This window comes from Salipiger mucosus DSM 16094, assembly GCF_000442255.1.
In the GTDB taxonomy this organism is placed as follows: Bacteria; Pseudomonadota; Alphaproteobacteria; order Rhodobacterales; family Rhodobacteraceae; genus Salipiger; species Salipiger mucosus.
This window is the reverse complement of the sequence record NZ_KE557295.1, coordinates 1-25,245: the sequence shown is the minus strand read 5'-3', so window position 1 is coordinate 25,245 and position 25,245 is coordinate 1. Positions and strand designations below refer to the sequence as shown.

At 70.0% G+C, this 25,245-nt stretch carries 25 protein-coding genes, 2 tRNA genes and 1 pseudogene; 16 read left to right on the top strand and 12 right to left on the bottom strand.

Annotated elements, in window-relative coordinates; all coding sequences use genetic code 11:
- Together SALMUC_RS30795 and ppsA are read left to right on the top strand one after the other, a co-directional pair.
- Nucleotides 1-225 (top strand): annotated as a pseudogene (locus SALMUC_RS30795) (hypothetical protein); the annotation flags it as partial.
- Between the two features lie 64 nt (nucleotides 226-289).
- Nucleotides 290-2,686, top strand: a complete 2,397-nt coding sequence (ppsA, locus tag SALMUC_RS27245; protein WP_020043147.1) for a phosphoenolpyruvate synthase — start codon at nucleotides 290-292, stop codon at nucleotides 2,684-2,686.
- 59 nt (nucleotides 2,687-2,745) lie between these two features.
- On the opposite strand, the gene SALMUC_RS27240 is transcribed toward ppsA, so the two are convergent.
- The 3 genes from SALMUC_RS27240 to SALMUC_RS27230 all read right to left on the bottom strand — a co-directional run bounded on the left by SALMUC_RS27240 (nucleotide 2,746) and on the right by SALMUC_RS27230 (nucleotide 3,465).
- Nucleotides 2,746-2,822, bottom strand: a tRNA-Asp gene (locus SALMUC_RS27240).
- Nucleotides 2,823-2,858: 36 nt separating this feature from the next.
- Nucleotides 2,859-2,935: transfer RNA gene (locus tag SALMUC_RS27235), tRNA-Asp, on the bottom strand.
- Nucleotides 2,936-3,180: 245 nt separating this feature from the next.
- Nucleotides 3,181-3,465 carry a hypothetical protein gene (locus SALMUC_RS27230; protein ID WP_020043146.1) on the bottom strand — a complete coding sequence of 95 codons (285 nt, stop codon included), beginning with the start codon at nucleotides 3,463-3,465 and terminating at the stop codon, nucleotides 3,181-3,183.
- 497 nt (nucleotides 3,466-3,962) lie between these two features.
- On the opposite strand from SALMUC_RS27230, the gene SALMUC_RS30790 reads away from it, so the two are divergent.
- The 7 genes from SALMUC_RS30790 to tpiA all read left to right on the top strand — a co-directional run bounded on the left by SALMUC_RS30790 (nucleotide 3,963) and on the right by tpiA (nucleotide 8,661).
- A complete protein-coding gene (locus tag SALMUC_RS30790; RefSeq protein ID WP_198014708.1) occupies nucleotides 3,963-4,895 on the top strand; it encodes a LytTR family DNA-binding domain-containing protein in 933 nt (310 codons plus the stop codon).
- Between the two features lie 71 nt (nucleotides 4,896-4,966).
- Nucleotides 4,967-5,323 (top strand): SUF system Fe-S cluster assembly protein, encoded by a 357-nt coding sequence (locus tag SALMUC_RS27220; RefSeq protein WP_020043144.1) that lies wholly within the window; start codon nucleotides 4,967-4,969, stop codon nucleotides 5,321-5,323.
- Nucleotides 5,324-5,430: 107 nt separating this feature from the next.
- Nucleotides 5,431-6,051, top strand: coding sequence for a hypothetical protein (locus SALMUC_RS27215; protein WP_020043143.1), 621 nt, complete (start codon nucleotides 5,431-5,433; stop codon nucleotides 6,049-6,051).
- 58 nt (nucleotides 6,052-6,109) lie between these two features.
- Complete coding sequence (locus SALMUC_RS27210; RefSeq protein WP_020043142.1) at nucleotides 6,110-6,829, top strand: DUF3307 domain-containing protein; 720 nt, start codon at nucleotides 6,110-6,112, stop codon at nucleotides 6,827-6,829.
- A complete protein-coding gene (locus SALMUC_RS27205; RefSeq protein ID WP_020043141.1) occupies nucleotides 6,826-7,377 on the top strand; it encodes a sugar O-acetyltransferase in 552 nt (183 codons plus the stop codon). The genes SALMUC_RS27210 and SALMUC_RS27205 overlap by 4 nt, the downstream gene beginning before the upstream one ends.
- Nucleotides 7,378-7,438: 61 nt before the next feature.
- Nucleotides 7,439-7,825, top strand: a complete 387-nt coding sequence (locus tag SALMUC_RS27200) for a HesB/IscA family protein (protein ID WP_020043140.1) — start codon at nucleotides 7,439-7,441, stop codon at nucleotides 7,823-7,825.
- Between the two features lie 86 nt (nucleotides 7,826-7,911).
- Nucleotides 7,912-8,661, top strand: a complete 750-nt coding sequence (gene tpiA / locus SALMUC_RS27195; protein WP_021121100.1) for a triose-phosphate isomerase — start codon at nucleotides 7,912-7,914, stop codon at nucleotides 8,659-8,661.
- Nucleotides 8,662-8,856: 195 nt separating this feature from the next.
- On the opposite strand, the gene SALMUC_RS27190 is transcribed toward tpiA, so the two are convergent.
- From SALMUC_RS27190 to SALMUC_RS27155, 8 genes are all read right to left on the bottom strand, one after another.
- Nucleotides 8,857-10,233: a TRAP transporter large permease gene (locus tag SALMUC_RS27190; RefSeq protein ID WP_020043138.1), complete on the bottom strand. Its 1,377-nt coding sequence runs from the start codon at nucleotides 10,231-10,233 to the stop codon at nucleotides 8,857-8,859.
- Between the two features lie 4 nt (nucleotides 10,234-10,237).
- Nucleotides 10,238-10,924, bottom strand: coding sequence for a TRAP transporter small permease (locus SALMUC_RS27185; protein ID WP_020043137.1), 687 nt, complete (start codon nucleotides 10,922-10,924; stop codon nucleotides 10,238-10,240).
- Between the two features lie 96 nt (nucleotides 10,925-11,020).
- Complete coding sequence (locus tag SALMUC_RS27180) at nucleotides 11,021-12,028, bottom strand: DctP family TRAP transporter solute-binding subunit (RefSeq protein WP_020043136.1); 1,008 nt, start codon at nucleotides 12,026-12,028, stop codon at nucleotides 11,021-11,023.
- Between the two features lie 261 nt (nucleotides 12,029-12,289).
- Nucleotides 12,290-14,494 carry a PBP1A family penicillin-binding protein gene (locus SALMUC_RS27175; RefSeq protein ID WP_020043135.1) on the bottom strand — a complete coding sequence of 735 codons (2,205 nt, stop codon included), beginning with the start codon at nucleotides 14,492-14,494 and terminating at the stop codon, nucleotides 12,290-12,292.
- A gap of 84 nt (nucleotides 14,495-14,578) precedes the next feature.
- A complete protein-coding gene (locus SALMUC_RS27170) occupies nucleotides 14,579-15,802 on the bottom strand; it encodes a sigma-54-dependent transcriptional regulator (protein WP_020043134.1) in 1,224 nt (407 codons plus the stop codon).
- Nucleotides 15,799-17,556: a sensor histidine kinase gene (locus SALMUC_RS27165; RefSeq protein WP_198014707.1), complete on the bottom strand. Its 1,758-nt coding sequence runs from the start codon at nucleotides 17,554-17,556 to the stop codon at nucleotides 15,799-15,801. The genes SALMUC_RS27170 and SALMUC_RS27165 overlap by 4 nt, the downstream gene beginning before the upstream one ends.
- 100 nt (nucleotides 17,557-17,656) lie before the next feature.
- Complete coding sequence (locus tag SALMUC_RS27160) at nucleotides 17,657-17,965, bottom strand: Rdx family protein (RefSeq protein ID WP_020043132.1); 309 nt, start codon at nucleotides 17,963-17,965, stop codon at nucleotides 17,657-17,659.
- Between the two features lie 44 nt (nucleotides 17,966-18,009).
- Nucleotides 18,010-18,459, bottom strand: coding sequence for an Lrp/AsnC family transcriptional regulator (locus SALMUC_RS27155; protein ID WP_020043131.1), 450 nt, complete (start codon nucleotides 18,457-18,459; stop codon nucleotides 18,010-18,012).
- Nucleotides 18,460-18,613: 154 nt separating this feature from the next.
- Here SALMUC_RS27155 and cobA point away from each other — a divergent pair, with 154 nt between their 5' ends.
- The 6 genes from cobA (at nucleotide 18,614) to SALMUC_RS27125 (ending at nucleotide 23,565) form a co-directional block, all read left to right on the top strand.
- Nucleotides 18,614-19,381, top strand: a complete 768-nt coding sequence (gene cobA / locus SALMUC_RS27150; protein WP_020043130.1) for a uroporphyrinogen-III C-methyltransferase — start codon at nucleotides 18,614-18,616, stop codon at nucleotides 19,379-19,381.
- Nucleotides 19,381-19,680, top strand: a complete 300-nt coding sequence (locus SALMUC_RS27145) for a DUF2849 domain-containing protein (protein WP_021121098.1) — start codon at nucleotides 19,381-19,383, stop codon at nucleotides 19,678-19,680. The genes cobA and SALMUC_RS27145 overlap by 1 nt, the downstream gene beginning before the upstream one ends.
- 87 nt (nucleotides 19,681-19,767) lie before the next feature.
- Nucleotides 19,768-21,444 carry a nitrite/sulfite reductase gene (locus SALMUC_RS27140; protein ID WP_020043128.1) on the top strand — a complete coding sequence of 559 codons (1,677 nt, stop codon included), beginning with the start codon at nucleotides 19,768-19,770 and terminating at the stop codon, nucleotides 21,442-21,444.
- A 3-nt stretch (nucleotides 21,445-21,447) separates the two neighbouring features.
- Nucleotides 21,448-22,230: a phosphoadenylyl-sulfate reductase gene (locus SALMUC_RS27135; RefSeq protein WP_020043127.1), complete on the top strand. Its 783-nt coding sequence runs from the start codon at nucleotides 21,448-21,450 to the stop codon at nucleotides 22,228-22,230.
- 4 nt (nucleotides 22,231-22,234) lie between these two features.
- Nucleotides 22,235-22,618, top strand: a complete 384-nt coding sequence (locus SALMUC_RS27130) for a DUF934 domain-containing protein (protein WP_020043126.1) — start codon at nucleotides 22,235-22,237, stop codon at nucleotides 22,616-22,618.
- An 83-nt stretch (nucleotides 22,619-22,701) separates the two neighbouring features.
- Nucleotides 22,702-23,565 carry a ferredoxin--NADP reductase gene (locus tag SALMUC_RS27125; protein ID WP_020043125.1) on the top strand — a complete coding sequence of 288 codons (864 nt, stop codon included), beginning with the start codon at nucleotides 22,702-22,704 and terminating at the stop codon, nucleotides 23,563-23,565.
- A gap of 27 nt (nucleotides 23,566-23,592) precedes the next feature.
- Here SALMUC_RS27125 and SALMUC_RS27120 read toward each other — a convergent pair whose 3' ends face one another.
- Nucleotides 23,593-24,207: a hypothetical protein gene (locus SALMUC_RS27120; RefSeq protein WP_020043124.1), complete on the bottom strand. Its 615-nt coding sequence runs from the start codon at nucleotides 24,205-24,207 to the stop codon at nucleotides 23,593-23,595.
- Between the two features lie 190 nt (nucleotides 24,208-24,397).
- Here SALMUC_RS27120 and infC point away from each other — a divergent pair, with 190 nt between their 5' ends.
- Nucleotides 24,398-25,009 (top strand): translation initiation factor IF-3, encoded by a 612-nt coding sequence (gene infC / locus SALMUC_RS27115; RefSeq protein ID WP_425414332.1) that lies wholly within the window; start codon nucleotides 24,398-24,400, stop codon nucleotides 25,007-25,009.
- Nucleotides 25,010-25,245 lie beyond the last annotated feature (236 nt).

The following is a 25,245-nucleotide window of genomic DNA, read 5'->3' as shown; positions in this document are numbered from 1 at the left end:
GGTGCGGCGCAGGTCGGCGTCGCCCTGCCGGTGGCGCTGCGCGGGGCGCTGGACGCGCTGCCGCCGGGGACGGCGCCCGTGGTCTGCGTGGCCCGGCCGCGCGACATGCATGCGGTGGGCGAGGCCTATGCCCGTTTCGGACAGGTCGAGGACGACGAGGTGGCACGCCTGCTGGGTGCGGCGCCGCCTGCCCCTCCTGCCCCGCCTGACCCCGACGGGGCTTGACCGGGATCAATGTCGCGCGGGGGCACGGGTCTATCGTGGTGCCCATGGGTGGAGGAGAGGAACGATGACGGACAACCTGATCTGGTTCGAGGACCTGCGTCGGACGGACGTGCCACGCGTGGGCGGCAAGAACGCCTCGCTGGGCGAGATGATCTCGCAGCTGGGACGCGCCGGCGTGCGGGTGCCGCCGGGCTTTGCCACCACCGCCAGGGCCTATCGCGCCTACCTCGCGGCCAACGACCTGGGCGCGGTGATCCGCGAGCGCACGGAGGCGCTGGAGGCCGGGCGCACCAGCCTGCAGGAGGCCGGGCACGCGATCCGGCAGGCCATCGTCGCGGGCCACTGGCCCGAGGAGATCGCCCGCGACATCGGCGCCGCCTACCGCGACCTGGCCAGGCGCACCGGCCGCGAGATGCCGGCGGTGGCCGTGCGGTCGAGCGCCACCGCCGAGGACCTGCCCGAGGCGAGCTTTGCCGGCCAGCAGGAGACCTTCCTGAACGTGAGCGGCGAGGACGCGCTGCTGGAGGCCTGCCGGAAATGCTATGCCTCGCTCTTCACCGACCGGGCGATCAGCTACCGCCGCATCCACGGCTTCGGCCACGAGGATGTGGCGCTCTCGGTCGGGGTGCAGCTGATGGTGCGCTCGGACATCGGGGCCTCGGGGGTGATGTTCTCGATCGACACGGAAACCGGCTGCGACCGCTTCGTGCTGATCAACGGCGCCTGGGGACTGGGCGAGACCGTCGTGCAGGGGGCGGTCGACCCGGACGAGTTCCGCGTCTTCAAGCCCTTCCTCGACGATCCCGCACTGGTGCCCGTGGTCGCCCGTGAGCGCGGGGCGAAGGAGATCAAGATGATCCTCGGCGGCGAAGGCGAGGCGGTGACGCGCACGGTGGCCACCTCGATGGCCGAGCGCGAGCGTTTCGTGCTGGAGGATGCCGAGATCCTCGAGCTGGCGCGGCACGCGGCGACCATCGAGGCGCACTACGGCGTGGCGATGGACATGGAATGGGCCCGCGACGGCGAGACCGGCGAGCTCTTCATCGTGCAGGCGCGGCCCGAGACGGTGGAGGCGCGGCGCGGGGCGGCTGCGCTGCATTCGGTCACGGTGCGCCCGGCGGGGCCGCTGCTGCTGGAGGGGCTGAGCGTGGGGCACGCGGCGGCGGCGGGCCGGGTCTGCCTGATCCGCTCTGCCGCAGACATCGACCGCTTCGTCGACGGCGCGGTGCTGGTGACCGCGACGACGGACCCCGACTGGGTGCCGATCATGAAGCGCGCGGCGGCCATCGTGACGGATCACGGCGGGCGCACCTCGCACGCGGCCATCGTCAGCCGCGAGCTGGGGCTGCCGGCCGTGGTGGGCACCGGCACGGCCACGCACCTGCTGCACGACGGACAGGACGTCACCGTCTCCTGCGCCGAGGGCGACCGGGGCAGGATCTACGAGGGCCTCGGCGGGATCGAGAGCGAGGACATCTCGCTGGCGGACGTGCCCGAGACGCGCACGGGCGTCATGGTGAACATCGCCAACCCCTCGGCCGCGGTGCGCTGGTGGCGGCTGCCGGTGGACGGCGTGGGGCTGGCGCGGATGGAGTTCCTGGTGAGCAACGAGATCCGGGCGCATCCGCTGGCGCTGATGGACCCCGATGCGGTCGAGGACCCCGAGGCCCGCGCGGCGGTGCGCGAGATGATCCGGGGGCATGCCAATGGCGCGGAATACTTCGTCGACCGGCTGTCCATGGGCCTCGCCCGGATCGCGGCGGTCTGGCATCCCAAGCCGGTGATCGTCCGCACGAGCGACTTCAAGTCGAACGAATACGCCGACCTGCCGGGCGGGCGCGGATTCGAGCCCGTCGAGGAGAACCCGATGATCGGGCTGCGCGGCGCGGCGCGCTATTACTCGGAGTTCTACCGCGAGGCCTTTGCCCTGGAATGCCGGGCGCTGAAGCGGCTGCGCGAGGAGATGGGCTTTGCCAACGTCGTGGTCATGGTGCCCTTCTGCCGCTCGCCCGAGGAGGCCGACAAGGTGCTGGCGATCATGGCCGAGAACGGGCTGCGGCGCGGAGAGGCCGGGCTCGAGGTCTACGTGATGACGGAGATTCCCTCGAACGTGATCCGCGCGGCGGAGTTCGCCGAGCGCTTCGACGGGTTCTCGATCGGTTCGAACGACCTGACGCAGCTCACGCTGGGCGTGGACCGCGACAGCGAGGCGCTGGCCCCGGTCTTTCGCGAGCGCGACCCGGCGGTGCTGTGGATGATCGAGACGGCCATCGCCCGCGCCCGGGCGGCCGGACGCAAGATCGGGCTCTGCGGGCAGGCGCCGAGCAACGACCCGGATTTCGCGCGGCTGCTGGTGAAGGCCGGGATCGACACGATCTCGGTCACGCCGGACAGCTTCATGGCGGTCAAGCGCAACGTGGCCGCGGCGGAGCGGGACGAGTCGGGGGCGGAGGAGACGTGAAACACCGCCCGGAGGCGGTGTCGCGACCCATCGGGATCTCTGCGAGAAAGAAGGGAAAGTGGCGCGGTTGACGGGGCTCGAACCCGCGACCCCCGGCGTGACAGGCCGGTACTCTAACCATCTGAGCTACAACCGCGCACTTTACAACAGAGACGGCTTCGGCGGGACAGTGTGGCGCGGTTGACGGGGCTCGAACCCGCGACCCCCGGCGTGACAGGCCGGTACTCTAACCATCTGAGCTACAACCGCTCACTGTCTCGAGGCGAAGCCGCGCCCCGAATGTGGAGGCCCTTCTAGGCGTGCCGTTCTCGCCCCGTCAAGCGTCGTTTGGGCACCATGTTGTCGGGTTTTTCGCGGCGCCCCCCGGGCGGCCCGACCGTTCAAGCGACCGGGGCGTCCGGGCGCATGGCCCGGTCGCGTTTTCCCTTTTTGTCCGGGGGCTTGCGGCTCCCGGTGCAGATCCTGCGGGCTGCGTCGCCGGGCGATCCCTCGCCTCAGCCGTTGCCCCTCTTGCGGCGCGGTTCGCCTTCCGTACGCCTGATCGCGGCCTCGCGCGTCTCGGCGATCCGCTCGAGTTCGGCCGACAGCAGGATGATCTGCGACACCTGCCCCGCCGCCTCGGAACGCGCGATCTCGTAGGCGGCATGCTCGAGCATGGCCGCCGAGGCCCGCAGCAGCCCGCAGGCGCCCTCGGCCCCCTCGACCTCGAGCGCGCTGTCCAGAATCTCCTCCAGTTCCTCGTTGCCTATGGATGCCCTGCGACGTTCATTCGACTTCATTCCGTTCCATCCCCTCGCGCGCCCCGATGCCTCCTCCGGGCGCGGTCTTCACGTTACCCGGCTTCCTGGGCGCGCGTATCCCCTGTCCGCGCCCCGGATCCGAACCCGGGAGAACCGGCCCGTGCCGGAGGCCGGTCCGCTGTCGCTGGGCGCGGATCCGGACGTCCGGCAGTCGGCCTGGGCATTGCCGGTTGCCCCGTCACTTCTGGCGAAGGCCAGGGCGGCGGGACCCGTCCCGGTCCGGCCGCGCTCAACCTTCAAGGGAAACTTTAGCGGATCGCTCCTCCAAGCATAGGCAGAAAATCGCCAATGTCGTGTCGTCGTCACATTTTTCCCACGCCGGCCATGCCGTGTTGCGAGAGATTTCTGGTGGCATGCGGGCGAATCGTTCGACTGTGACGGAAAACCCTCTTGCGTGCGGACCGAACCCTTCGCATGTGTTCAGCAAGACGACGCTGTCGCCACAGTCACCCAAGTATCATTCGACCCGTGTTTCCTTGCGAGATCTTCTCGACCAGCCCCTCAATATCCGTGGCCTGACCTTCGACCACCTCGACGTGAGCCTGCGGCGCCACCTCGGCCTGCTGCGCGCGCCGATCACCCAGCGCTACCTGCTCGCCGTCTTCGCCGTGCTGGTCGCGGCCGATCCATCGGGGTTGCAGGGGCGCATTCCCTGGGCGATCTACCTGGGCGCCTGGCCGCTGGCCATGGCGCTGTTCCTGCTGCTGCAGGCAGGCCTGCTTCTGGCCCTCGCGGCGCTGCGCCGGGTGGCGCGCCGCCCGCCCGCCTACTGGCCGGCGGTCAGCTTTCTGGCGCTCGCGCCGACGGTCGTCGTGATGGACGAAACGCTGGAGCGGCTGGCCCCGGTCGGGCACGAGCCGCTGCTGAGCGAGCGGTTCGTCGTGCTGGGCGTGACCATCGTGATGTTCGAGGCGATCTACATGCGCTACGTGAAGCCGCGCATTCCCGCACGGGCGGAGCTCTCCGCCGCCGAGACGCGCCCCGAAACCGGGGCGCGCGCCGGGACGCAGACGCCCCCCGACGCCGCACAGGCCCCCGACCCTGCTCCGGCGGCCGCGACGGAAGATGAGGCGGAGGCGCGCGAAGACGCGCGCACGCTGCTGGTCGGCGCACAGCCCGTTCCGCTGAACGAGATCCGCGCCATCGAGGCGCGCGAGCATCACGTCCACGTGCGCCTCGGCGACAAGACGCTGACCCAGCGGGCGCGGCTTGGCGACGTCCTGGCCCAGACCCGCGCCGAGGACGGCGTGCAGCCGCACCGCTCGTGGTGGGTCGCGCGCACCGCCCGGCCCCGGCTGGTGCGCGAGGGCAGCCGCCTGCTGCTGCGCCTCGCCGACGACAGCGACGTGCCGGTCGCGCGCGGCCGGCAGGCCGAGGTCGAGGACTGGCTGCGCACCCACATCGGCTGAGCCGCGGGCCTTTACCGCGGCGCCGGTATTTCCTATATCTTCGCTCAGGTAAGCCAACCGAAGGACAGGCCATGACCGATGCACCGCTTGAAGGCGCCCCGCTGATCGCGCCCTCCAGCACCGACAACCCGCTGCACGAGCCCATCGTGGAGGCCTGCCGCAGCGTGTTCGACCCGGAAATCCCGGTGAACATCTACGACCTTGGCCTGATCTACACGATCGAGATCGACGACCAGGGGTCCGTCAAGGTCATCATGACGCTGACCGCACCGGGCTGCCCCGTGGCCGGCGAGATGCCGGGCTGGGTGCAGGACGCCGTGGCCTCGGTGCCGGGCGTGCGGGACGTGGACGTGGACATGGTCTTCGATCCGCCCTGGGGCATGGACATGATGACCGACGAGGCGCGCCTCGAACTGGGCTTCATGTAGACGCCGCCGCTGCCCGGCGGCGCGCCCGCCCCGCAGCCTCCGGCCACGCAGACTGGCGTCAATCAAAACGGCTTGCTTTTCGCAAAAGCAAGCATTAGGACTTTCCCATGTCGCGCCTGGCTGTCCTCACCGGAGACATCGTCGGCTCCTCGGAGCTCGCACCGGGCGCGCTGGATTCCGTCATGGACGAGATCAACGGGGCCGCGGTCGCGCTTTCGGGCTGGGACCCGGGGCTTGTCACCGGCTTTGCCCGGCGTGGCGGCGACGGCTGGCAGATCGCCCTCGGCGAGGCGCGCTATGCCTTCCGCGCCGCGCTCTACGTCCAGGCCGTGGTGCGCCGGACCGGCAAGGATCGCGCCACCCGCATCGCCATCGCCAGCGCCCCCGGCACGCTCGACGCCGCCACACGCGCCGACCTGAACGCCGCCTCCGGGCCGGCCTTCACCGACTCGGGGCGCAGCCTCGACGCCCTTTCGGACCCCGCGCTCATGGTGCATGCGGCGGGCGGCGCCCCGGCCGCGGCGCTGCGGCTGGCCGATCACGTGAGCCAGGGCTGGACCCGCGCCCAGGCCCGCGCCATGTGCGAGACGCTGCCCCCCGACGCGGGCCCCCGCGCCCGCGCCGCCGAGGCGCTGGGCATCTCGCGGCAGGCCGTGAACCAGGCGGTCTGGGCGGCGGGCTGGCCCGCCCTGCAGGAGGCGCTGGGCTATCTCGAGGCCGGGGCATGACGCAGGCCGATCCGCTTTCCCTTGCCGATAGCAAGCCGAACCGCATGACGGGGCCCGCATGATCCAGACCTTTGCCGCGCTGCTTCTGGCCCACGTGGTGGCGGACTTCGTGCTGCAGACCGGCCGCATGGTGCGCGCCAAGGAACGGCCCGGCGTCATGGCGCTGCACATCGCGGTGGTGGGCCTGGTGAGCTGGGCCGCGCTCGGCGGGCATTGGCAGCCCGCCGTGGCGGCGACCGGCGCGCACCTCGTGATCGACGCGGTCAAGACCTGGCTGCTGCCAAGCACGGCGGGCCGTTCGCTCGCGGCCTTTCTCGCCGACCAGGGCGCACATCTCGCCTCGCTGGTGGCGGTGGCGGTCTGGTGGCCCGGCGCGGAGGCAGCGGGCCTCTGGGGCCCCTGGATGGAACTGCTGACCGTCCCGGCGCTGGCCGCGGCGGGCGCGGTGACGGCGGTGCTGGCGGGCGGTCACGCGGTGGGCCTGCTGATGCGCCGCTACCAGGACGTGGACCTGCCCGAGGGGCTGCCCAACGCGGGCCGCGTCATCGGCCAGCTGGAACGCGCGCTGATCCTGCTCATGGTCCTGACCGACCAGCCCGCCGCCATCGGCTTTCTCATCGCAGCCAAGTCGATCCTGCGCTTCGACACCGCCGCGCGCGAGCAGAAGGCCGGCGAATACGTCATCATCGGCACGTTGGCCTCCTTCGCCTGGGCGCTGGCGGTGGCCTATGCCACGCAGGCGCTGATCGAGCTGGCCGCGGGGATGCCCACGCCATGAGCGAACGCGGGAAGATGACGGCCGGGCAGCTCTACGACCCCGGCGACGCGGAGCTGGCGGCCGAGCGCCGCCGCGCGCAGGAACTGATGCGCGACTACAACGCCACGATCGTCGGCGACACGGCTCGCGAGGCGATCCTCGACGCGCTGCTGGGCAGCCGGGGCAAGGCCTGCGCCCTGCGCGCGCCACTCTACGTCGACTACGGCTGGAACGTGCACCTCGAGGCGGGGGTCTTCCTCAACTACGGCTGCGTGCTGCTCGACGTCTGCCCGATCCGCATCGGCGCGGGCACGCAGGTGGGCCCCATGGTGCAGATCCTCACCGCCGACCACCCCCGAGACGCGGCGACCCGCGCCACGGGGCTGGAATTCGGCCGCCCCGTCACCATCGGGCGCGACTGCTGGATCGGCGGCGGCGCGCTGATCCTGCCCGGCGTCACGGTCGGCGACGGCGCGGTGATCGGCGCGGGCGCCGTGGTGACGCGCGACGTGGCGGCGGCCGCCACCGTCGCGGGCAACCCCGCGCGCCCGCTGCATCGCGCGCCTTGATCGCCGCCCCTTGAGCGAAGCCCCAGCAGGCATTACCTTTGTCCTTAACAAGGAGACTACGATGTTCGGCATTCCCGGAAAGCAGGCGGTGAGCATGACGCCCGCCGCCGTCACACAGGTCCGCAAGCTGATGGAGCGCGACGGCCACCACGGGCTGCGCGTCGGCGTCAAGAAGGGCGGTTGCGCGGGCATGGAATACACCATGGATTTCGTCGACGCGCCCGACGGCAACGACGAGGTCGTGGAACAGGACGGCGCCCGCGTGCTCATCGCGCCGATGGCGCAGATGTTCCTCTTCGGCACCGAGATCGACTACGAGGTCTCGCTGCTCGAATCCGGCTTCCGCTTCAACAACCCCAACGTCGCCGACGCCTGCGGCTGCGGCGAGTCGATCAAGTTCAAGGACGTCGACGAACTCGCCGCCGAACGCGAGGGCGGCGAGGGCTGAAAATTCCCCGCGCCGCGACCCCGTCGCGGCCTTGACGCCACTGCGCATGACCCGATGATGTGCCCGAACTCATACGGGGAGATACCATGCGCAGGAAACTTGCGGCAGGCAACTGGAAGATGAACGGCCTCTCGGCCGCGCTCACCGAAATCGACGGCATGCAGGAGGCGGCCGACGGCGCCTCCGAGGTGCTGCTCTGCCCGCCCGCCACGCTGGTGGCCCAGGCCGCGCAGCGCGCCGGCGAAGCCATCGCCGTCGGCGGACAGGACTGCCACGCGCAGGCCTCGGGCGCGCATACCGGCGATGTCTCGGCCGACATGCTCCGCGACGCGGGCGCCGCCTACGTCATCCTCGGCCACTCCGAGCGCCGCACCGACCACGACGAACGCGACGAGGACGTGCGCGACAAGTGCCGCGCCGCCTGGGAGGCGGGCCTGACCGTGGTGCTCTGCTGCGGCGAGAGCCTCGCCGAGCGCGAGGCGCAGAACACCCTCGACATCATCGGCGGCCAGCTCGCGGGCTCGATCCCCGACGGGGCGACGGGCCACAACCTCGTCGTGGCCTACGAGCCGATCTGGGCCATCGGCACCGGCAAGGTCCCTACCACCGACGAGATCGGCGAGGTGCACGACTTCATGCGCGCCCGCCTGGAGCGCCGCTTCGGCGAGGGCGTGGGCCGCTCGGTCCGCCTGCTCTATGGCGGCTCGGTGAAGCCCGGCAACGCCGCCGAGATCTTCGCGGTCTCCAACGTCGACGGCGCGCTGGTGGGCGGCGCCTCGCTCAAGGCCGCGGACTTCGTGCCGATCATCGAGGCGCTGAACGCCAGCGCGGGCTGACCCCGAGAGCGGGTTTGCGTATTTGGAACAAGAAGAAGCACCGGGACGCTGCCCGGTCCCCCGCTTCTTCTTGTTGCCCAATACGCCCGCCGGAGGCACACCACCCCGCAAAGCAGAACGGCGCCCGAACCCCGGGCGCCGTCTTTCGTTGTCTCCCACCAAACTGCGCGCCGAAGGCGCACCGCAGGGTCGCAGTCAGTTGGTGATGATCTCGGGGCCCATGAAGGTCGTGGGCAGCCAGGTCGAGATCCAGGGGATGTAGGTCACCATGATCAGGAAGACGAAGAGCACCGCGAGGAAGGGGAGCGCGGCGCGCACCACGTTCATCATCGGCATGCCAGCGACTCCCGAGGTCACGAAGAGGTTCAGGCCCACCGGCGGCGTGATCATCCCGATTTCCATGTTCACCACCATGATGATCCCGAGGTGAATCGGGTCGATCCCGAGCTCGATGGCGATGGGGAAGACCAGCGGCGCCACGATGACGATGAGGCCCGAGGGCTCCATGAACTGGCCGCCGATCAGAAGGATCACGTTGACGATCACCAGGAACATCACCGGCCCGAAGCCCGCCGAGATCATCGCGCCCGCGATCTGCTGCGGGATCTGCTCGTCGGTCAGCACGTGCTTGAGGATCAGCGCGTTGGCGATGATGAACATCAGCGTGACCGTCAGCTTGCCCGCCTCGAAGAGCGTGTCGCGGGTGTCGCGGTGGACGAAGGCCGTGACCAGCGCGATGGGCTTGCGCCAGAGCGGCAGGTTGGGCGCGCCGTCGCGGCCCGCGAGCGGCCCCATGTCGCGGTAGACGAAGCTCGCGATCAGGAAGGCATAGACGGCCGCCACCGCCGCGGCCTCGGTGGGCGTGAAGATGCCGCCGTAGATGCCGCCAAGGATGATGACGATGAGGAAGAGCCCCCAGGAGGCCTCGCGCCCGGCGGCGAAGACCTCGCCCCAGCCCAGCCAATCGCCCTTGGGCAGGTCGCGCATGCGGGCGATGATGTAGATCGTCGCCATGAGCATGGTGCCCGCCAGAAGGCCGGGGATGACGCCCGCGAGGAACATGCGGCCCACCGAGACGTCGGTCGCCGAGGCATAGACCACCATGACGATCGAGGGCGGGATCAGGATGCCCAGCGTGCCCGCGTTGGCGATGACGCCGGCGGCGAAGTCGCGCGAGTAGCCGACCTGCCGCATGCCGGCGATCACGATGGAGCCGATGGCGACCACGGTGGCGGGGCTCGAGCCCGAGAGCGCGGCGAAGAGCATGCAGGCGAAGACCCCCGCGATGGCGAGCCCGCCGTGCAGGTGGCCGACCAGCGCGATGGAGAAGCGGATGATCCGCTGCGCCACGCCGCCCGTGGACATGAAGCTCGAGGCCAGGATGAAGAAGGGGATCGCGAGCAGCGTGTAGTGCCCGGCCATGGCCTGGAAGAAGCTCTGCGCCACCGAGCCCAGCGAGGTGTCCGACAGGATCAGCAGGAAGAAGATCGACGAGAGCCCCAGCGAGACCGCGATGGGCACGCCGATGAGCATCAGCCCCACGACCGAGGCGAAAAGAAGAACGACGTCCATGGGATCAGTCCTCGCGGTTCATGTGGGCCACGTCGTCCACGGCGTCTTCGGCCTCGTGGCTGACGATCAGGCTGTCGCGGTGGCCGGTCCAGATGCGCACGCCCGCCTGCACGAAGCGGAAGAGCAGCAGCGCGGCTCCGAAGGGCAGGATGAAATAGGGAATGAAGCGCGGCAGCTTCTCGTATTCCTCGCCCTCGTTCATGAGCGGCTCGAGGAAGCGCAGCCATTCGGGCATGGGGATGTCCACCACCGCGTACCAGGCGCGGTAGGAGGTGCGGCCCATCTCCTCGAAGCCGGTCGGAAACCAGCGGCCGGTGGTCTGGGGCAGGTTCGCGAAGTTGGCCCAGTAGTCCCAGGCGCCCTTGAACAGCAGGAAGGCGTAGAGGATGCACAGCGCGGCGGCCAGCAGCGCCAGCCCCCGCCGCGCGGCAGGCGAGACGAGGTTGATGATCGCGTCCACGCCGAGGTGGGCGGTGACCTTGACGCAATAGCTCACGCCGAAGAGCACCAGCCAGGCGAAGAGGAACGAGGTCGCCTCGAGCCCCCAGATCAGACCGGTGTTGAAGCCGTAGCGCAGCACGACGTTGATGAAGGTGATGATCGTCATGGCCCCGAGGATGAGCGCGATGGCGCTTTCCTCGAGCTCGTTGACGAACCGGCCCAGCACGGAGCCGTCGGGATCATGGGACATGGGCGTGTCGCTCCCACCGTTGCGAGAGAGTTTCCAGGGGCGATGCGCAACGCCCGGCCCCCTGTCGGGAGCCGGGCGCGCGCCGCGTCGCGAGCCTCAGCTCTGCTCGGCGTTGATCGCCTGTGCGGCGTCGATGTTGTCCTGGCCGACGTCGTCGGTGAACTCTTCCCAGACGGGCTTCATCGCGTTGACCCAGGCCTCGCGCTGCTCGGGCGTCAGCTCGCGCACCTCGCCGCCGGCGTCGATGATCGCCTGCTTGGCCTCCTGGTTGACCTTGTAGCTCTCGGAGTTGCGCGTCGTGGTGACCTCGTCGATGATGGTCGAGAGCTGGTCGCGCACCTCGGCATCAAGGCTGTCCCACCAGTCGACGCCGGTCACGAGCATGTAGTCGAGCACGCCGTGGTTGGTCTCGGTGGTGCCGTCCTGCACCTCGAAGAACTTCTGGCCGTAGATGTTGGACCAGGTGTTCTCCTGCCCGTCGACCACGCCGGTCTGCAGGGCGCCGTAGACCTCGGAGAAGGCCATCGGCTGCGGCGAGGCGCCCATGGCGGCCATCTGCGCCTTGAGCACGTCCGAGTTCTGCACGCGGAACTTCAGCCCCTCGGCGTCGGAGGGCTCTAGCAGCGGCACGTTGGCCGACATCTGCTTCATGCCGTTGTGCCAGAAGCCGAGGCCCAGCAGGCCGCGGCGCACCATGCTCTCCTTCATCGCGGCGCCGGTCTCGGAGGCCTGGAAGGCGTCGACGGCGTCGATGTTCTTGAACATGAAGGGCAGGTCGAAGATGCGGAACTGCTTGGTGAACTGCTCGAACTTCGACAGCGAGGGCGCGGCCATCTGCACGTCGCCGTTCAGCATCGCCTCGAGCACCTGGTCGTCGTTGTAGAGCGTGGAGTTCGGGTAGACCTCCATGCAGGCGGTGCCGTCCATCTCCTCGTTGACGCGCTCCTGCAGGAGCGAGGCGGCGATGCCCTTGGGGTGGCGGTCGGTGTTGGTGACGTGGCTGAACTTGATGACGATCTCGCCGTCGTCGCAGTCGGCCATCGCGCCGGTGGCGCCCGTGGTCAGCGCGGCCAGGGCCACGGCGCTCATCAGGATCTTCTTCATTCGGTATCCTCCCGAAGGTTGCTGGCGAGGGCGCGGCTCCCCTGCCGCCCCTACGCTGCACACAAGACGGCCATGCGCTGAATGCATCAAGAGAGCGTGAAGACCGGCGTGAAGATTGATGATTTTGCCTTTCATGTCAGCCGGTTGAGGCTCACATATCGCGGCACCTGCGTCAGGACGGCCGAGCAGGTGTGCGAATTTTCGCACATGAGGCAAGTGATGCCGTGCGGAAAGCCGCACAGGCCCGGCAAACGAGTCGCCTCAGCGGGTGCAGCGTTGCCGGGGGCGGTTGCCGTAGGGCTGGTAGGTGCAGTCCGATGCGCGGAACGAACGGTAGGCCTGCTGGCAGGCGCGCACGTTGCAGCCCCGGCGCCCGCCGGAGAGATCGCTGGTCAGGGCGTTCATCACGTCGCGGGCCGAGACGCGGCCGCCGTTCAGGGCCCGGTTCACGAGGCCCTCGACCGCCCTGCCCGGCTGCGCCCGGCGCTGCTGCTGGGCGCGCTGCTGCGGCTGGGCGCGCGGCTCGGGCGCGGTGGCGGTCTCGGTCCGGTCGGGCTCCGGCGCGGAGGTGTCGAGATCCTGCGGCCGGATGCGGGGCGTCGGCATGTCGGTGGCGAGCGTGTCGGCATCACCGGTTTCCGCCGAGGGCGCGGTGCCCGACAGGACCTCGGCCCAGATCCGCGCGGGCAGGCTGCCGCCGGTCACGCCGTCCATCGGGCTGTCGTCGTCGTTGCCGACCCAGACGCCGACGATGAGATCGTTCGCCCAGCCGACGAAGAGCGCGTCGCGGTGGTTCTGGCTGGTGCCGGTCTTGCCCACGGCGCCGGGCACCTTGTCGCGCACGGCGTGACCGGTGCCGTCGGTCACCACGGCGCGCAGCATCGAGGTCATGGTGTCACGGTGCGCCAGGAGCTGTTCGGCGCGGCCGCGCGGCGCGGGCAGCGACGCGGCGAGCGGCTCGTAGTCGTGGTCGCGTGTCTGAACGCCCGCGATGCCTCGCGCCTCGATCGGCGCGCGGCCGGTGGCGATGGCGGCATAGGCCTCGGTCAGGTCGAGCAGGGTCATGCCCGAGGCGCCGAGCGCGAGCGAGGGCGTCTCGGTGAGCTCGGCCTCGATGCCGAGCGCGCGGGCGGTTTCGGCCACGTTGTGGATGCCGAGGCGGTGGGCGAGGTTCACCGTCGCCGCGTTGATGGAATGCGCGAGACCTGCCGCGAGGCTGACCTGGCCGCGATACTTGCCGTCGAAGTTCTGGGGCCGGTAGCCGTCGATGTTGATCGGCATGTCGGGGATGAGCTCGCCCGGGCGCATGCCGCGTTCCAGCGCGGTGAGGTAGACGAAGGTCTTGAAGGTCGAGCCGGGCTGGCGCACCGCGTCGGTGGCGCGGTTGAACTCGGTCTGCGCGTAGTCGTTTCCGCCGACCATGGCCGCGACGGTGCCGTCGCGCCGCAGGGCCACCAGCGCGGCCTGCATGGGCTGCCCCCCGAGCGCGCCCGCGACGGCGCGCTCGGCGCGGCGTTGCAGCTCGGGGTCGAGGGTGGTGCGCAGCGTCACGTCGCCGTCGAGCGAGGCGGCGAGTTTTCGCGCCTGCCCCTGCACCCAGTCCGCGAACCAGCCGCCGTAGGGCGCGTCCTTCGGGCGCGGGGCCATGGTGGCAAGCTCGACGCGCGCGGCATTGGCCTGGCCCGCGTCGATGCGGCCCTGCTCGGCCATGAGCCGGATGACGAGGCCCGCACGCGCGCGCAGCGCCTCGGTGTCGCGGAAGGGGTTCACCTCGGAAGGGGCGCGCAGGATCGCGGCGAGCGCCGCCGCCTCTGCGAGCGAGACCTCCTGCACCGGCTTGCCGAAGTAGATCCGCGCGCCGCCTCCGACGCCCGAGGCGCCCGAGCCGAGGTAGACGCGGTTGAGATAGGCCTCGAGGATCTCGTCCTTGCTGTAGCGATCTTCCATCTCGCGGGCGAGCATGGCCTCGTGCAGCTTGCGCAGGTAGCTCTTTTCCGGCCGCAGGTAGGTGATTTTCACCAGCTGCTGGGTGATCGTGCTGCCGCCCTCGACGATGCCCTCGGACATGAGGTTGCGGGTGGCCGCGCGGGCGATGCCGCGCAGGTCGATGCCGTCGTGCGCGCGGAAGCGGCGGTCCTCGAGCGCGATCACCGCCTCTTGCAGGTGTTCGGGGATCTCGGCCAGGGGGACGTGCTCGTCGGTGACGCCATGCGCGAGGTAGAGCGCCTCGCCGTTGGCATCCCGGTACTCGATGTCGGGGGCGCGCGCGGCCTCCAGCTCATCGAGCGAGGGGCGCGTGGCGAGCCAGAGCGTGCCGCCCGCGACGAGGACCAGCAGCAGCGCCGCCGTGCCGAGCGCGAGCCCGCGCCTCAGGCCCAGTCCCGCAAGGGCACGGCCCGCGCCGCGGGCGCGGGTGGCGAGGCTGCCGGCAAGACGCCGGGCCGGGCTCTGGTCTGGCTTCGTCACAATTGATCCATGTTGCTGTCCCGATAGCGGGTCAATCACCCGGTCTGTGTCGGGGTTCCGGGCACGGTCATGGATCGGCGGAAATCAGCGGAAACTCTCCGGTTTCAGGCCGTATTTTGCCAGCTTGTCGTAGAAGGTCTTTCGCGGGAGCTTGAGCGCCTCGGCGGCGGCGCCCGCCCTGCCCTCGCTGCGCTTGAGCGCCTCGACCAGCAGCGAGCGTTCGACCTGCGCCATGCGTTCCGCCAGCCCCATCCCCTCGGCCGCGGCGTCGGTCTCGGCAAGGCCGAGGGCAAAGCGCATGGCCGCCGACATGAGCGCGCGGGCGTTGCCGGGCCAGTCGCGGGCCATCAGCTCGGCGATGAGCTCGTCGGTGATCTCGGGCGGCTCCAGCCCCGCCTGCTCGGCCGCCTGGGCGACGTAGTGGCGGAAGAGCACGGGGATGTCCTCGGGGCGCTCGGCCAGCGCGGGGATTCGCAGCTGCATGACCTCGAGCCGGTAGTAGAGCTCGGCCGAGAAGGCCCCGGCCTCGACCCGCTCGGCCAGGTCGGGAACGGTGCCGGCGACCAGGCGGGCGCCGCCCTCCTCCAGCCGGTCCTGCAGGGCGAGCTGGCTGTCCATCGGCAACTGGCCGATCTCGTCGAGAAAGAGCGTGCCGCCGGCGCAGCTGTCCCAGAGCCCTGCGAGCGCGTCGCGCGCGAGCCCCGCCGCCGAGCGTTTCTCGAAGGGCCCCTTGGCGCGGGAGGAGCAGAGGTGCACCACCTCGGCCACCTTCGAGATGCCCGAGCCCGGTGCGCCCTGGATCAGCACGTCGGTGCCCGCTCGGGCGGCGGCGCGGACGCGCGCGCGCAGCGTGTCGGCCTGCCGCGAGACGCCGAAGATCATGCGCGCGGCCGGGTCGCCGGTTTCCAGCTGCGCCTTGAGCCGGCGGTTTTCCAGCACCAGCGCGCGGGTGCGCAGGGCGCGCTCGATCACCGCCGTCAGATCGCCCGGCGCGCAGGGCTTTTCGAGGAAATCGAAGGCCCCCGCCGACATGGCGCGCACCGCCATGGGGATGTCGCCCTGCCCGGTGAGCAGGATCACCGGCAGCTCGGGGTCCTGCTGGTGGGCGTAGTCGAGCAGGTGAAAGCCATCGCGCCCCGGCATGCGCACGTCCGAGACGATCACGCCGTCGAATTCGGGCGCGATGAGGTCCTTGGCCTCGACGAAGCTGCCGGCGGTACGGGCGTCGAACTCGGCCAGCTCCAGCGTCTGCCCCAGCGCCTCGCGCACCGCCGCGTCGTCGTCCACAAGAAGCACCGCGCGCGTCATGCGTATTCCCTCGCCTGTTGCAGCTCCATCGTGAAAAGCGCGCCGCCGCCCTCGGCGTTCTCGCCGCGCAGGCGGCCGCCGAAGCCCTCGACGATCCCGTAGGAGATCGAGAGGCCCAGCCCCATGCCCTCTTCGGCGCTCACTTCCTTGGTCGAGTAGAAGGGGTCGAAGATGCGGTCGGGCTCGGCGATGCCGGGGCCGGTGTCGCGCACGGTGAGCCGCACCGTGCCGGCCGCGTCGTCGTGGTGGATGCGGATCGTCAGGCGGCGGGTGTCCCTGTCGGTCATGGCGTCGATGGCATTGGAGACGAGGTTCACCACGACCTGGCTGAGGCGCACCTCGCCGCCGAGGACGATGGCCGGGCGGTCGGGGCGCTGCCAGTCGACCTGCGTGCCGGTCTTCTCGATGCGCAGCTGAAGCAGCTCCAGCGCGCCCTCGACCACGGCGGCGAGGCCCACGCGCACGGCAGGCTCGCTCTCGGCCTTGGCGAAGGCGCGCAGGTTCTTGATGATGCGCCCCATGCGGTGCGCCATGTCCGAGATCCGGGTCAGGTTGTCGGCGGCGCGCTCGGGCTTGCCGCGGTCGAGAAAGGCCGCGCCGTTCTCGGCGAAGCTGCGGATCGCCATGAGCGGCTGGTTCAGCTCGTGGCTGATGCCGGCGCTCATCTTGCCGAGCGCGCTGAGCTTGCCGGCCTGCACCAGCTCGGCCTGCGCGCGCTTGAGGGCGGCCTCGGCCTCCTGCCGCTCGGCGACCTCGCGGCGCAGGGCGACGTTGGTCTGTTCCAGCGCGCGGGTGCGGGCCGAGACGCGGTCCTCGAGCTCGGCATTGGCGGCGGCGAGCGCGCGGCGCCGCTCGAAGGCGAGCCAGAGCAGCGCGCCGAAGAAGAGCAGGCCCGCGGCCACCACCGCGGCCTGAAGCGTGGCGAGCCGCCGCGCCGGGGACACGTCGATGAGCAGCACGCCGGTCATGTCGATGACCGGCAGCGCCGCCTCGAGCCGCAGGGCGCGGGTCGGGATGTAGGGCGACCAGCGCTGCTGCCAGACGGTATGGCCGCCGCGCGCCTGGACCGTGACGCTGCGCCGGGCGCCGTCGGGCGATTGCAGCTCGGTCGGGCCGACGCGGCGCCAGTAGAGCAGCTCGCTGCGGTTGGTGACGAAGACCTCGCCCGCGTCGTCGGTGAAGAAGACCGCCGGGAGCGAACCGCGCCAGGCCTGTTCGAGGCCCGCGATGTCGACCACGACCACCAGCGCGCCCCGCACGGCACCGTCGGGGCCGAAGCTGGGGGCGGCGAAGAAGAAGGCGCGCGTGGTCTCGCCCGGGCCGGGGCCGTGCGCCACCCCCAGCGCGCCGGTCATGGCCCGGGCGAAATAGGCGCTTTCTGCGATCTCCCCGGGGATCGTGTCGCTGGAGGCCGCGAGCACCTCGCCCTGCGCGTCGACGTAGACCGCCGCCACGGCGCCGGTGCGGTCGGCGGCGCGCAGCAGCATGGCGTCGGCCCAGCCGCGCGAGCCGCCGCCGTGGAGCGAGATCAGCGCGGGATGGCTGGCGGTGAGCACGGCGAACTCGCGGAAGCGCTGAAGCTGCGTCACGAGCCGGTCCGAGGCGAGCGCGAGGTCGCTTTCGCCGCGCGCCGCGACCGGCTCCAGCGCCTGCAGGTAGGCATAGTGCCACACGCCCCCGGCCAGTGCGGCCGTGGCGGCGAGCGAGACCGCCACCAGCGCGGCGCGGCTGCGGGCGAGGGGCTTCGACAGCATGGCAAGCGTCATAGCAAGCGGCGGGACGTCGCGGAAGTCTTCGTCTCGCCGGAGGCGCGCAACCGGGATGGCCGCGGCAGGCGCGCCCTGCCCCGTCGCCTCAGCGGTCGACGTGGCCGAGGTCGCGGCCCGGCGCGATGGCGTCGCGCAGGCGTTGCTTGATGACCTTGGGCTCGGGGAAGCCGCCGTCGCGCTTGCGTTCCCACAGCAGGTCACCGTCGACGCGGATCTCGTAGACCCCGCCGTAGCCGGGCACCAGCGTCACGCCGCCCAGTTCCTCGCCGAAGGTCGAGAGCAGTTCCTGTGCCATCCAGCCCGCGCGCAGCAGCCAGTTGCAGCCGGTGCAATAGGTGATGCTGACCTGCGGGCGCGGGGCGGTGTCGGTCTCGGTCGCGGTCTCGGTCTCCATGCCGAAGGGCTACCCCGGCGCCGGGACGGGCGCAACGGCAGTGCCTAGATCGCGAGCGCCGTGGTCGACTTGATCTCTTCCATCGAGAGCAGCGCGGTCACGTTGTGCACCTTCACCTCGGAAATGAGCGCCTGGTAGAAGACGTCGTAGGCGCGGGCGTTCTTCACCCTGACCTTGAGGATGTAGTCGATGTCGCCCGCGAGGCGGTGCGCCTCCTGCACCTCGGGACGCTCGCGCAGGGCCTTGAGGAAGCGTTGCTGCCAGTCCGCCTCGTGCTCCGAGGTGCGGATCAGCACGAAGAAGCAGGCCTCGAAGCCCAGCTTCTCGGCGTCGGGGACCACGACCTGGGGGCCGATGATGCCGGCCTCGCGCATCTTGCGGATGCGATTCCAGACCGGCGTCTTCGACGAGCCGACGATTTTGGCGATCTCGTCCAGCGAGCGGCCCGCGTCCTGCTGAAGCTCGAGAAGGATCTTCCTGTCTGTGTCGTCCATGAGTACCTTCGTTCGCGCTGCGCTGCAGTATCGGAACAGGATACCGCCATCGCGGCGCACCGTAGAACAGGCGCCCTTATTTGGCCACCCCCATGGCCTGCAAACGGGACGCTGTCCTATATTGAGAACACAGACGCAACCCAGAGACCGAGCCATGACGCCTTTCACCCTGAGCCCCGGCCAGGTCGCCTTTGTCGGCGCCGGCCCCGGCGACCCGGAACTCCTGACGCTCAAGGCCCTGCGCGCCCTCGCCCAGGCCGATGTCGTGATCCACGACCGGCTGATCTCGGACGAGGTGCTGGCGCTCGCGGGGCCCGAGGCGCGGCTGATCGAGGCCGGCAAGACCGGCTTCGGCCCGGCGGTGACGCAGGAGGCGATCAACGCGCTCATGGTCGAACACGCCGACACCGGCGCCCGCGTGGTGCGGCTGAAGTCCGGCGATCCCGGCGTCTTCGGCCGGCTCGACGAGGAGATCGACGCGCTGGACGAGGCGCGCATCGGCTGGACCATCGTGCCGGGCCTGACCTCGGCCACGGCGGCCGTTGCCGGCATCGGCCAGTCGCTGACCAAGCGCGAGCGCAACAGCGCGGTGCGCTTCGTCACCGGCCACGACATGAAGGGCTATGCCGACCACGACTGGCGCGCTCTGGCCCGTCCCGGCGAGGTCGCCGCGATCTACATGGGCAAGCGCGCCGCGCGCTTCATCCAGGGCCGGCTGCTGATGCACGGCGCCGATCCCGAGACGCCCGTCACCGTGGTCGAGAACGCCTCGCGCGCCGACGAGCGGCGGCTGACCGCCACGCTCTCCACCCTGCCCGCCGTCATCGCCTCTTCGGCGCTCGACGGCCCCGCCATCCTTCTTCTCGGTCTCGCGCCCCGCGCGGCGCAGGCCCTGACCCTGACGAAACAGGAGGTTTCCTGATGCCCAAGCCCTTCACTCCCAAGGTGGTCACCGCAAATGCCCTGCTCGAGGGCGACGTGATCTACCTGTCGGAAAACGACACCTGGGTGCGCGAGCTGCGCGACGCCGAGGTGCTGACCGACGAGGCCATCGCCCAGATGCGGCTGCTCGACGGCCAGGCGCGCCCGGCCGAGGCGGTGGGCGTCTACCTGGCCGACGTGGCGCCGACCGAGAACGGGCCCGAGCCGACGCACTTCCGCGAGGATTTCCGGCGCACGGGGCCCTCGAACTACTTCCACGGCAAGCAGGCCGAGGGCTGACAGCCCGGGGCCGCGGCAGATGCCGGGCCAGATCTTTTCGAAAAGATTTGCAAATTCCTTCGAAGGAATTTGCGGGAAAGGACGCAGATGTACAGCTACACCGACTTCGACGCACAGTTCGTCGCCGATCGAAACCGCCAGTTCCGCGCCCAGGTCGAGCGCCGCATCAGCGGCAGCCTGACCGAGGACGAGTTCAAGCCGCTGCGCCTGATGAACGGCCTCTACCTGCAGCTGCACGCCTACATGCTGCGCGTGGCGGTGCCCTACGGCACGCTGTCGAGCGCGCAGATGGACCAGCTCGCGCTGCTGGCCGAGAAGTGGGACAAGGGCTACGGCCATTTCACCACGCGCCAGAACATCCAGTACAACTGGCCCGAGCTGCGTGACGTACCCGACATGCTGGACGCGCTGGCCGAGGTGGGCATGCATGCCATCCAGACCTCGGGCAACACGATCCGCAACGTGACCGCCGACCACTTCGCCGGCGCCGCCGCCGACGAGGTCGCCGACCCGCGCCCGGTGGCCGAGCTGCTGCGCCAGTGGTCGACCGACCACCCCGAGTTCCAGTTCCTGCCGCGCAAGTTCAAGATCGCCGTCACCGGCTCGGAGAACGACCGCGCGGTGATCAAGGCGCATGACATCGGCATCCAGGTGGTCGAGAAGAACGGCCGCACCGGCTACCGCGTGCTGGTGGGCGGCGGCCTTGGCCGGACGCCGATGATCGGCAAGGAGCTCGCGCCCTTCGTGCCGCAGGAGGACCTGCTGCCCTACGTCGAGGCCGTCGTCTCGGTCTGGAACCTGCTGGGCCGCCGCGACAACAAGTACAAGTCGCGCATCAAGATCACCGTGCACGAGCACGGCATCGACGAGATCCGCAGCCTGGTCGCCGACCGCTTTCTCGAGACCAAGCAGGCCTTCAACGGCGCCGACCTCGCGCTCTTCGACGAGATCAAGGCGCAGTTCGCGCCGCCGGCCTTCCGCAACGCGCCGGAGGACGCCTTCGACGCCGCCTACGAGGCCGACCCGAACTTCCGCGCCTGGGCCGACACCAACCTCACCGCGCACCGCGCGCCGGGCTATGCCATCGCGCAGATCTCGCTCAAGGCGCATGGCGAGACGCCCGGCGACGCGACCGCCGACCAGATGCGCGTGATGGCCGACATCGCGCGGCGCTTCGGCCACGACGAGCTGCGCATCAGCCACGAGCAGAACGTGGTGCTGCCGCATGTCCACAAGTCCGACCTGCCCGAGATCCACGCGATCCTGAAGGCCAATGGCCTGGCGACCGCCAACATCGGGCTCATCTCGGACATCATCGCCTGCCCCGGCATGGACTACTGCGCGCTGGCGACCGCCCGCTCGATCCCGATCGCGCAGGAGATCGCGACGCGCTTCGAGGAGCTCAAGACCGAGAACGAGATCGGCGAGCTGAAGATCAAGATCTCGGGCTGCATCAATGCCTGCGGCCACCACCACGTGGGGCACATCGGCATTCTGGGTCTGGACCGCGCCGGCGTGGAGAACTACCAGATCACGCTCGGCGGCGACGGATCCGAGGACGCGGCCATCGGCACGCGCACCGGCCCCGGCTTTCCCGCCGAGGAGGTGGTGCCTGCCATCGAACGCATCGTGGAGGCCTACATGACGAACCGCGAAGGACCGGACGAGACATTCCTGCAGACCTACAAGCGTCTCGGCATGGCCCCCTTCAAGACGGCGCTCTACGGCGAACAGGCCGAGGGCAAGCGGGCCCGGGCCGCCTGAGTCATGACCGTGCACACGCGCCAGGACAGCACGGCCGAGCACGCCCGCGCCCCCAGCCCGCAGGACCTGCAGGACCTGCGCGAGAGGGTCGGAGCGCTCAACGCCCGCTACCGCCACCACGGCGCCGTCTCGGTGCTGGAAGGCGCGCTGCGTGACCCCGAGGCGGGCCGCATCGCGCTGGTTTCCTCCTTCGGGGCCGAATCGGTCGTGCTGCTGCACCTCGTGGCCATGGTCGAGCGCAGCACGCCGGTGCTGTTCATCGACACGCGGCTGCTCTTCGCCGAGACGCTGGCCTACCAGCAGGAGGTGGCCGAACGCCTGCACCTGACCAACGTCAAGGTGCTGCGCACCGACGAGGAGTTGCTGGCCGAGCGCGACCCCTACGGCGCGCTGCGGTTCTCGGATCAGGACACCTGCTGCGCGCTGCGCAAGACGGTGCCGCTGGAGAACGCGCTGCAGGGCTATGACGGCTGGATCACGGGGCGCAAGCGCTTCCAGTCCAAGGGCCGCGCCACGCTCGAGTTCTTCGAACTCGAGGAAGAAACCGGCCGCATCAAGGTCAACCCGCTCGCCCACTGGGCGCGCGAGGACGTGCAGGCCTACATGGACGAGAACCGCCTGCCGCGGCACCCGCTGGTGGCGCAGGGCTATCCGTCGATCGGCTGCCAGCCCTGCACCTCGCCGGTGAAACCGGGCGAGGACCCGCGGGCCGGCCGCTGGCGGGGCCAGGACAAGGACGAATGCGGCATCCACTTCGTGGATGGCCAGGCCGTCAAGCAAGGATGAAGAGATGAGCGTTATCGTGACCGACACGGGCTTCGGCCCCGACGACTGGACCGGCAGCTTCGAGGGCGACCGCGCCCTGGAGCTGGCCTCCGACACCGACCCGGCCGCGCTCGAGGTGGGCCCCGGGGTCGAGATGATCTGCATCGAGTTCCCGTCCTTCTCGGACGGCCGGGGCTTCACGCTGGCCCGCCTGCTGCGGCTGCGCGGCTACACCGGACGGCTGCGCGCGCGCGGCCACGTGATCTCGGACCAGTACGCCATGGCGCGCCGGTCGGGATTCGACGAGGTCGAGATTTCCGACGAGCTGGCCGCACGCCAGCCCGAGGACGAGTGGAAATTCCGCGCAAACTGGCAGCAGAACGACTACCAGTCCCGCCTGCGCGGCTGAGACACCTTTCCTCGCAGCTCAATCCCCGTTATCCCTAGCCAAGGGGCGTTCGTTTGCGTGCAAACGATCCCCAGGAGACCGACATGACCGAGATGAGACCCGTGACCGACGCCACAGCGAGCCAAGCCGACGCGCCCAAGAAGATGGCGCTGCCCGATGCCCAGACCGTCACGCAGGTGACGCACTGGACGGACCGCCTGTTCTCCTTCCGCGTGACGCGCCCCGCCTCGCTGCGCTTCCGCTCGGGCGAATTCGTCATGATCGGCCTGATGGGCGATCCGAACCCCGACACCGGCAAGCAGAAACCGCTGCTGCGCGCCTATTCCATCGCCTCGCCCTCCTGGGACGAGGAGCTGGAGTTCTACTCGATCAAGGTGCAGGACGGTCCGCTGACCTCGAAGCTGCAGCACATCCAGCCCGGCGACGAGATCATCCTGCGGCCCAAGCCCGTGGGCACGCTCGTCCATGACGCGCTGCTGCCCGGCAAGCGGATCTGGTTCTTCGCCACCGGCACCGGCTTCGCGCCCTTCGCCTCGCTGCTGCGCGACCCGCAGACCTTCGAGGACTACGACGAGATCGTCATCACCCACACCTGCCGCGAGGCCGGAGAGCTGGAATACGGCGCCGCGCTGATCGAGAGCCTCAAGCACGACGAGCTGCTCAACGAGGTGATCGGCGAGGGGTTCTGGAAGAAGATCCGCTACTACCCCACGACGACCCGCGAGGAGAGCCCCAAGATGGGCCGCATCACCGACCTGATGCGCTCGGGCGCGGCCTTCGAGGACCTGGGCGTTGCGCCGCTGAACCCCGAGACCGACCGCGCGATGATCTGCGGCAACCTCGCCTTCAACCTCGAGCTGAAGGAAATGCTCGAGGAATACGGCCTCGAAGAGGGCGCCAACTCGGATCCCAAGCACTACGTGGTCGAGAAGGCCTTCCTCGACTGATCCCCGGCGCGGCGGCCGGGCGGCGCCTCAGCGCCGCTCGGCCCGCGCCAGCGCCACCAGCAGCACCAGAGCGTAGAGACCCAGCAGCCCGATCGCGGTCTGCAACGAGGTCTCGCGGAACAGCGCCAGCGAGAAGGTCGAGTGCGGGTCGAAGGAATGCCCCGCCAGGACCGCCGCGGTGGACGAAGCCCCGAGCACGCCGAGCCCGACCGCCCATTGCCGCGCAAGGGGCGCCTTCGACAGCTGCAGGACCACGCAGAGCACCGCCAGCAGGATGCCGGCCAGCGTCCCCGGCGCCATGCGGTCGCCGGTCTGCCCCGCCAGTGCGCCGGCCCCTCCGGCCGGGTCCGAGAACAGGGTCGCGGCGCCGACGCCGGCGGACAGCACCGCCAGCAGCAGCGCGGGACCGCGCCGCCGGTGCAGGCTCAGCAGCAGGGACAGGTAGAGGAAGGCCAGCGCCAGCGCTGTCGTGGGCACGGTGGCGTGCTGTCCGGGCGCGCCGCGGACGAGGGGGTCGACGTCGAGGGCCCAGCCCAGCAGGACCGAGATCATGAACCCGGTGCCGCCTAGCGACAGAAGCGTGGCCGCCGCCCGTAGGGTGACAATACCGCGTCGCCTCTGCGAGAGATCCGACATGCCCATGATCCGCCTCCGGAAATGCGAAAGACCCCGTCGCGGTGAGTGCCCGCGACGGCCCGTTCAGAAGCTTGAGATGCAAGCAAAAGTCAAGATTCGTTCGGCCGCCGGGCCTCTTGCGAGCCTCCGGCGCGTCCGGGCAGGCACGCGAAGCCCGCAAAGTCGCCTCCACAGGCCCGCGAAGCCCTTTTGACGCTTGAAACAACGGGGGTGCAAGTTTACGTTCCCGCCCCAACGATCACAGAGACGAAGGACCGATACCATAGCTCGCAGACCTCACAACGCGCCCCCGACGCGCGACACCGGACCCCGCGTAAACGACCGCATCCGGGCCCCCGAAATCCGCCTGATCGGCGCCGAAGGCGAGAACCTGGGCGTGCAGCCGCCGCGCCGGGCGATGGAGCTGGCCGAGGAGGCCGGGCTCGACCTGGTCGAGATTTCGCCCAACGCCAAGCCGCCGGTCTGCAAGATCATGGATTACGGCAAGTACAAGTACGAGCAGCAGAAGCGCGAGTCCGAGGCACGCAAGAAGCAGAAGACGATCGAGGTCAAGGAGGTCAAGTTCCGCCCGAACACCGACATCCACGACTACGACGTGAAGATGAAGAACGTCTTCAAGTTCCTCGAGAAGGGCGACAAGGTTAAGGTCACCCTGCGCTTCCGCGGCCGCGAGATGGCCCACCAGAACCTCGGGCGCGAGCTGCTCGAGCGGGTGGCCGACGACGTCAAGGAAGTGGGCAAGGTCGAGAACATGCCCAAGATGGAGGGCCGCCAGATGATCATGATGATCGGCCCCGTCACCAAATGACCTTGTCGGCCCCGGCCAAGTGACAGCGAACCCGCCGCACCCCGGCGGGTTTTTTCATGCCCGTGTCATGGCGCGCCGCCCTTCGCGGCCGGGTCAAGGCTGCGCGCAGCGCACCGCCCGCAGGGCGGCCCGGCCTTGACGCGGCCGCGAAGGGCCGACCCTCGACAGGGCGCGTTCAGGGCAGACCTGTCCCTGAACCGCGTCTCGGCAAACCGGGCCCTGCCCTCCAGGCATCA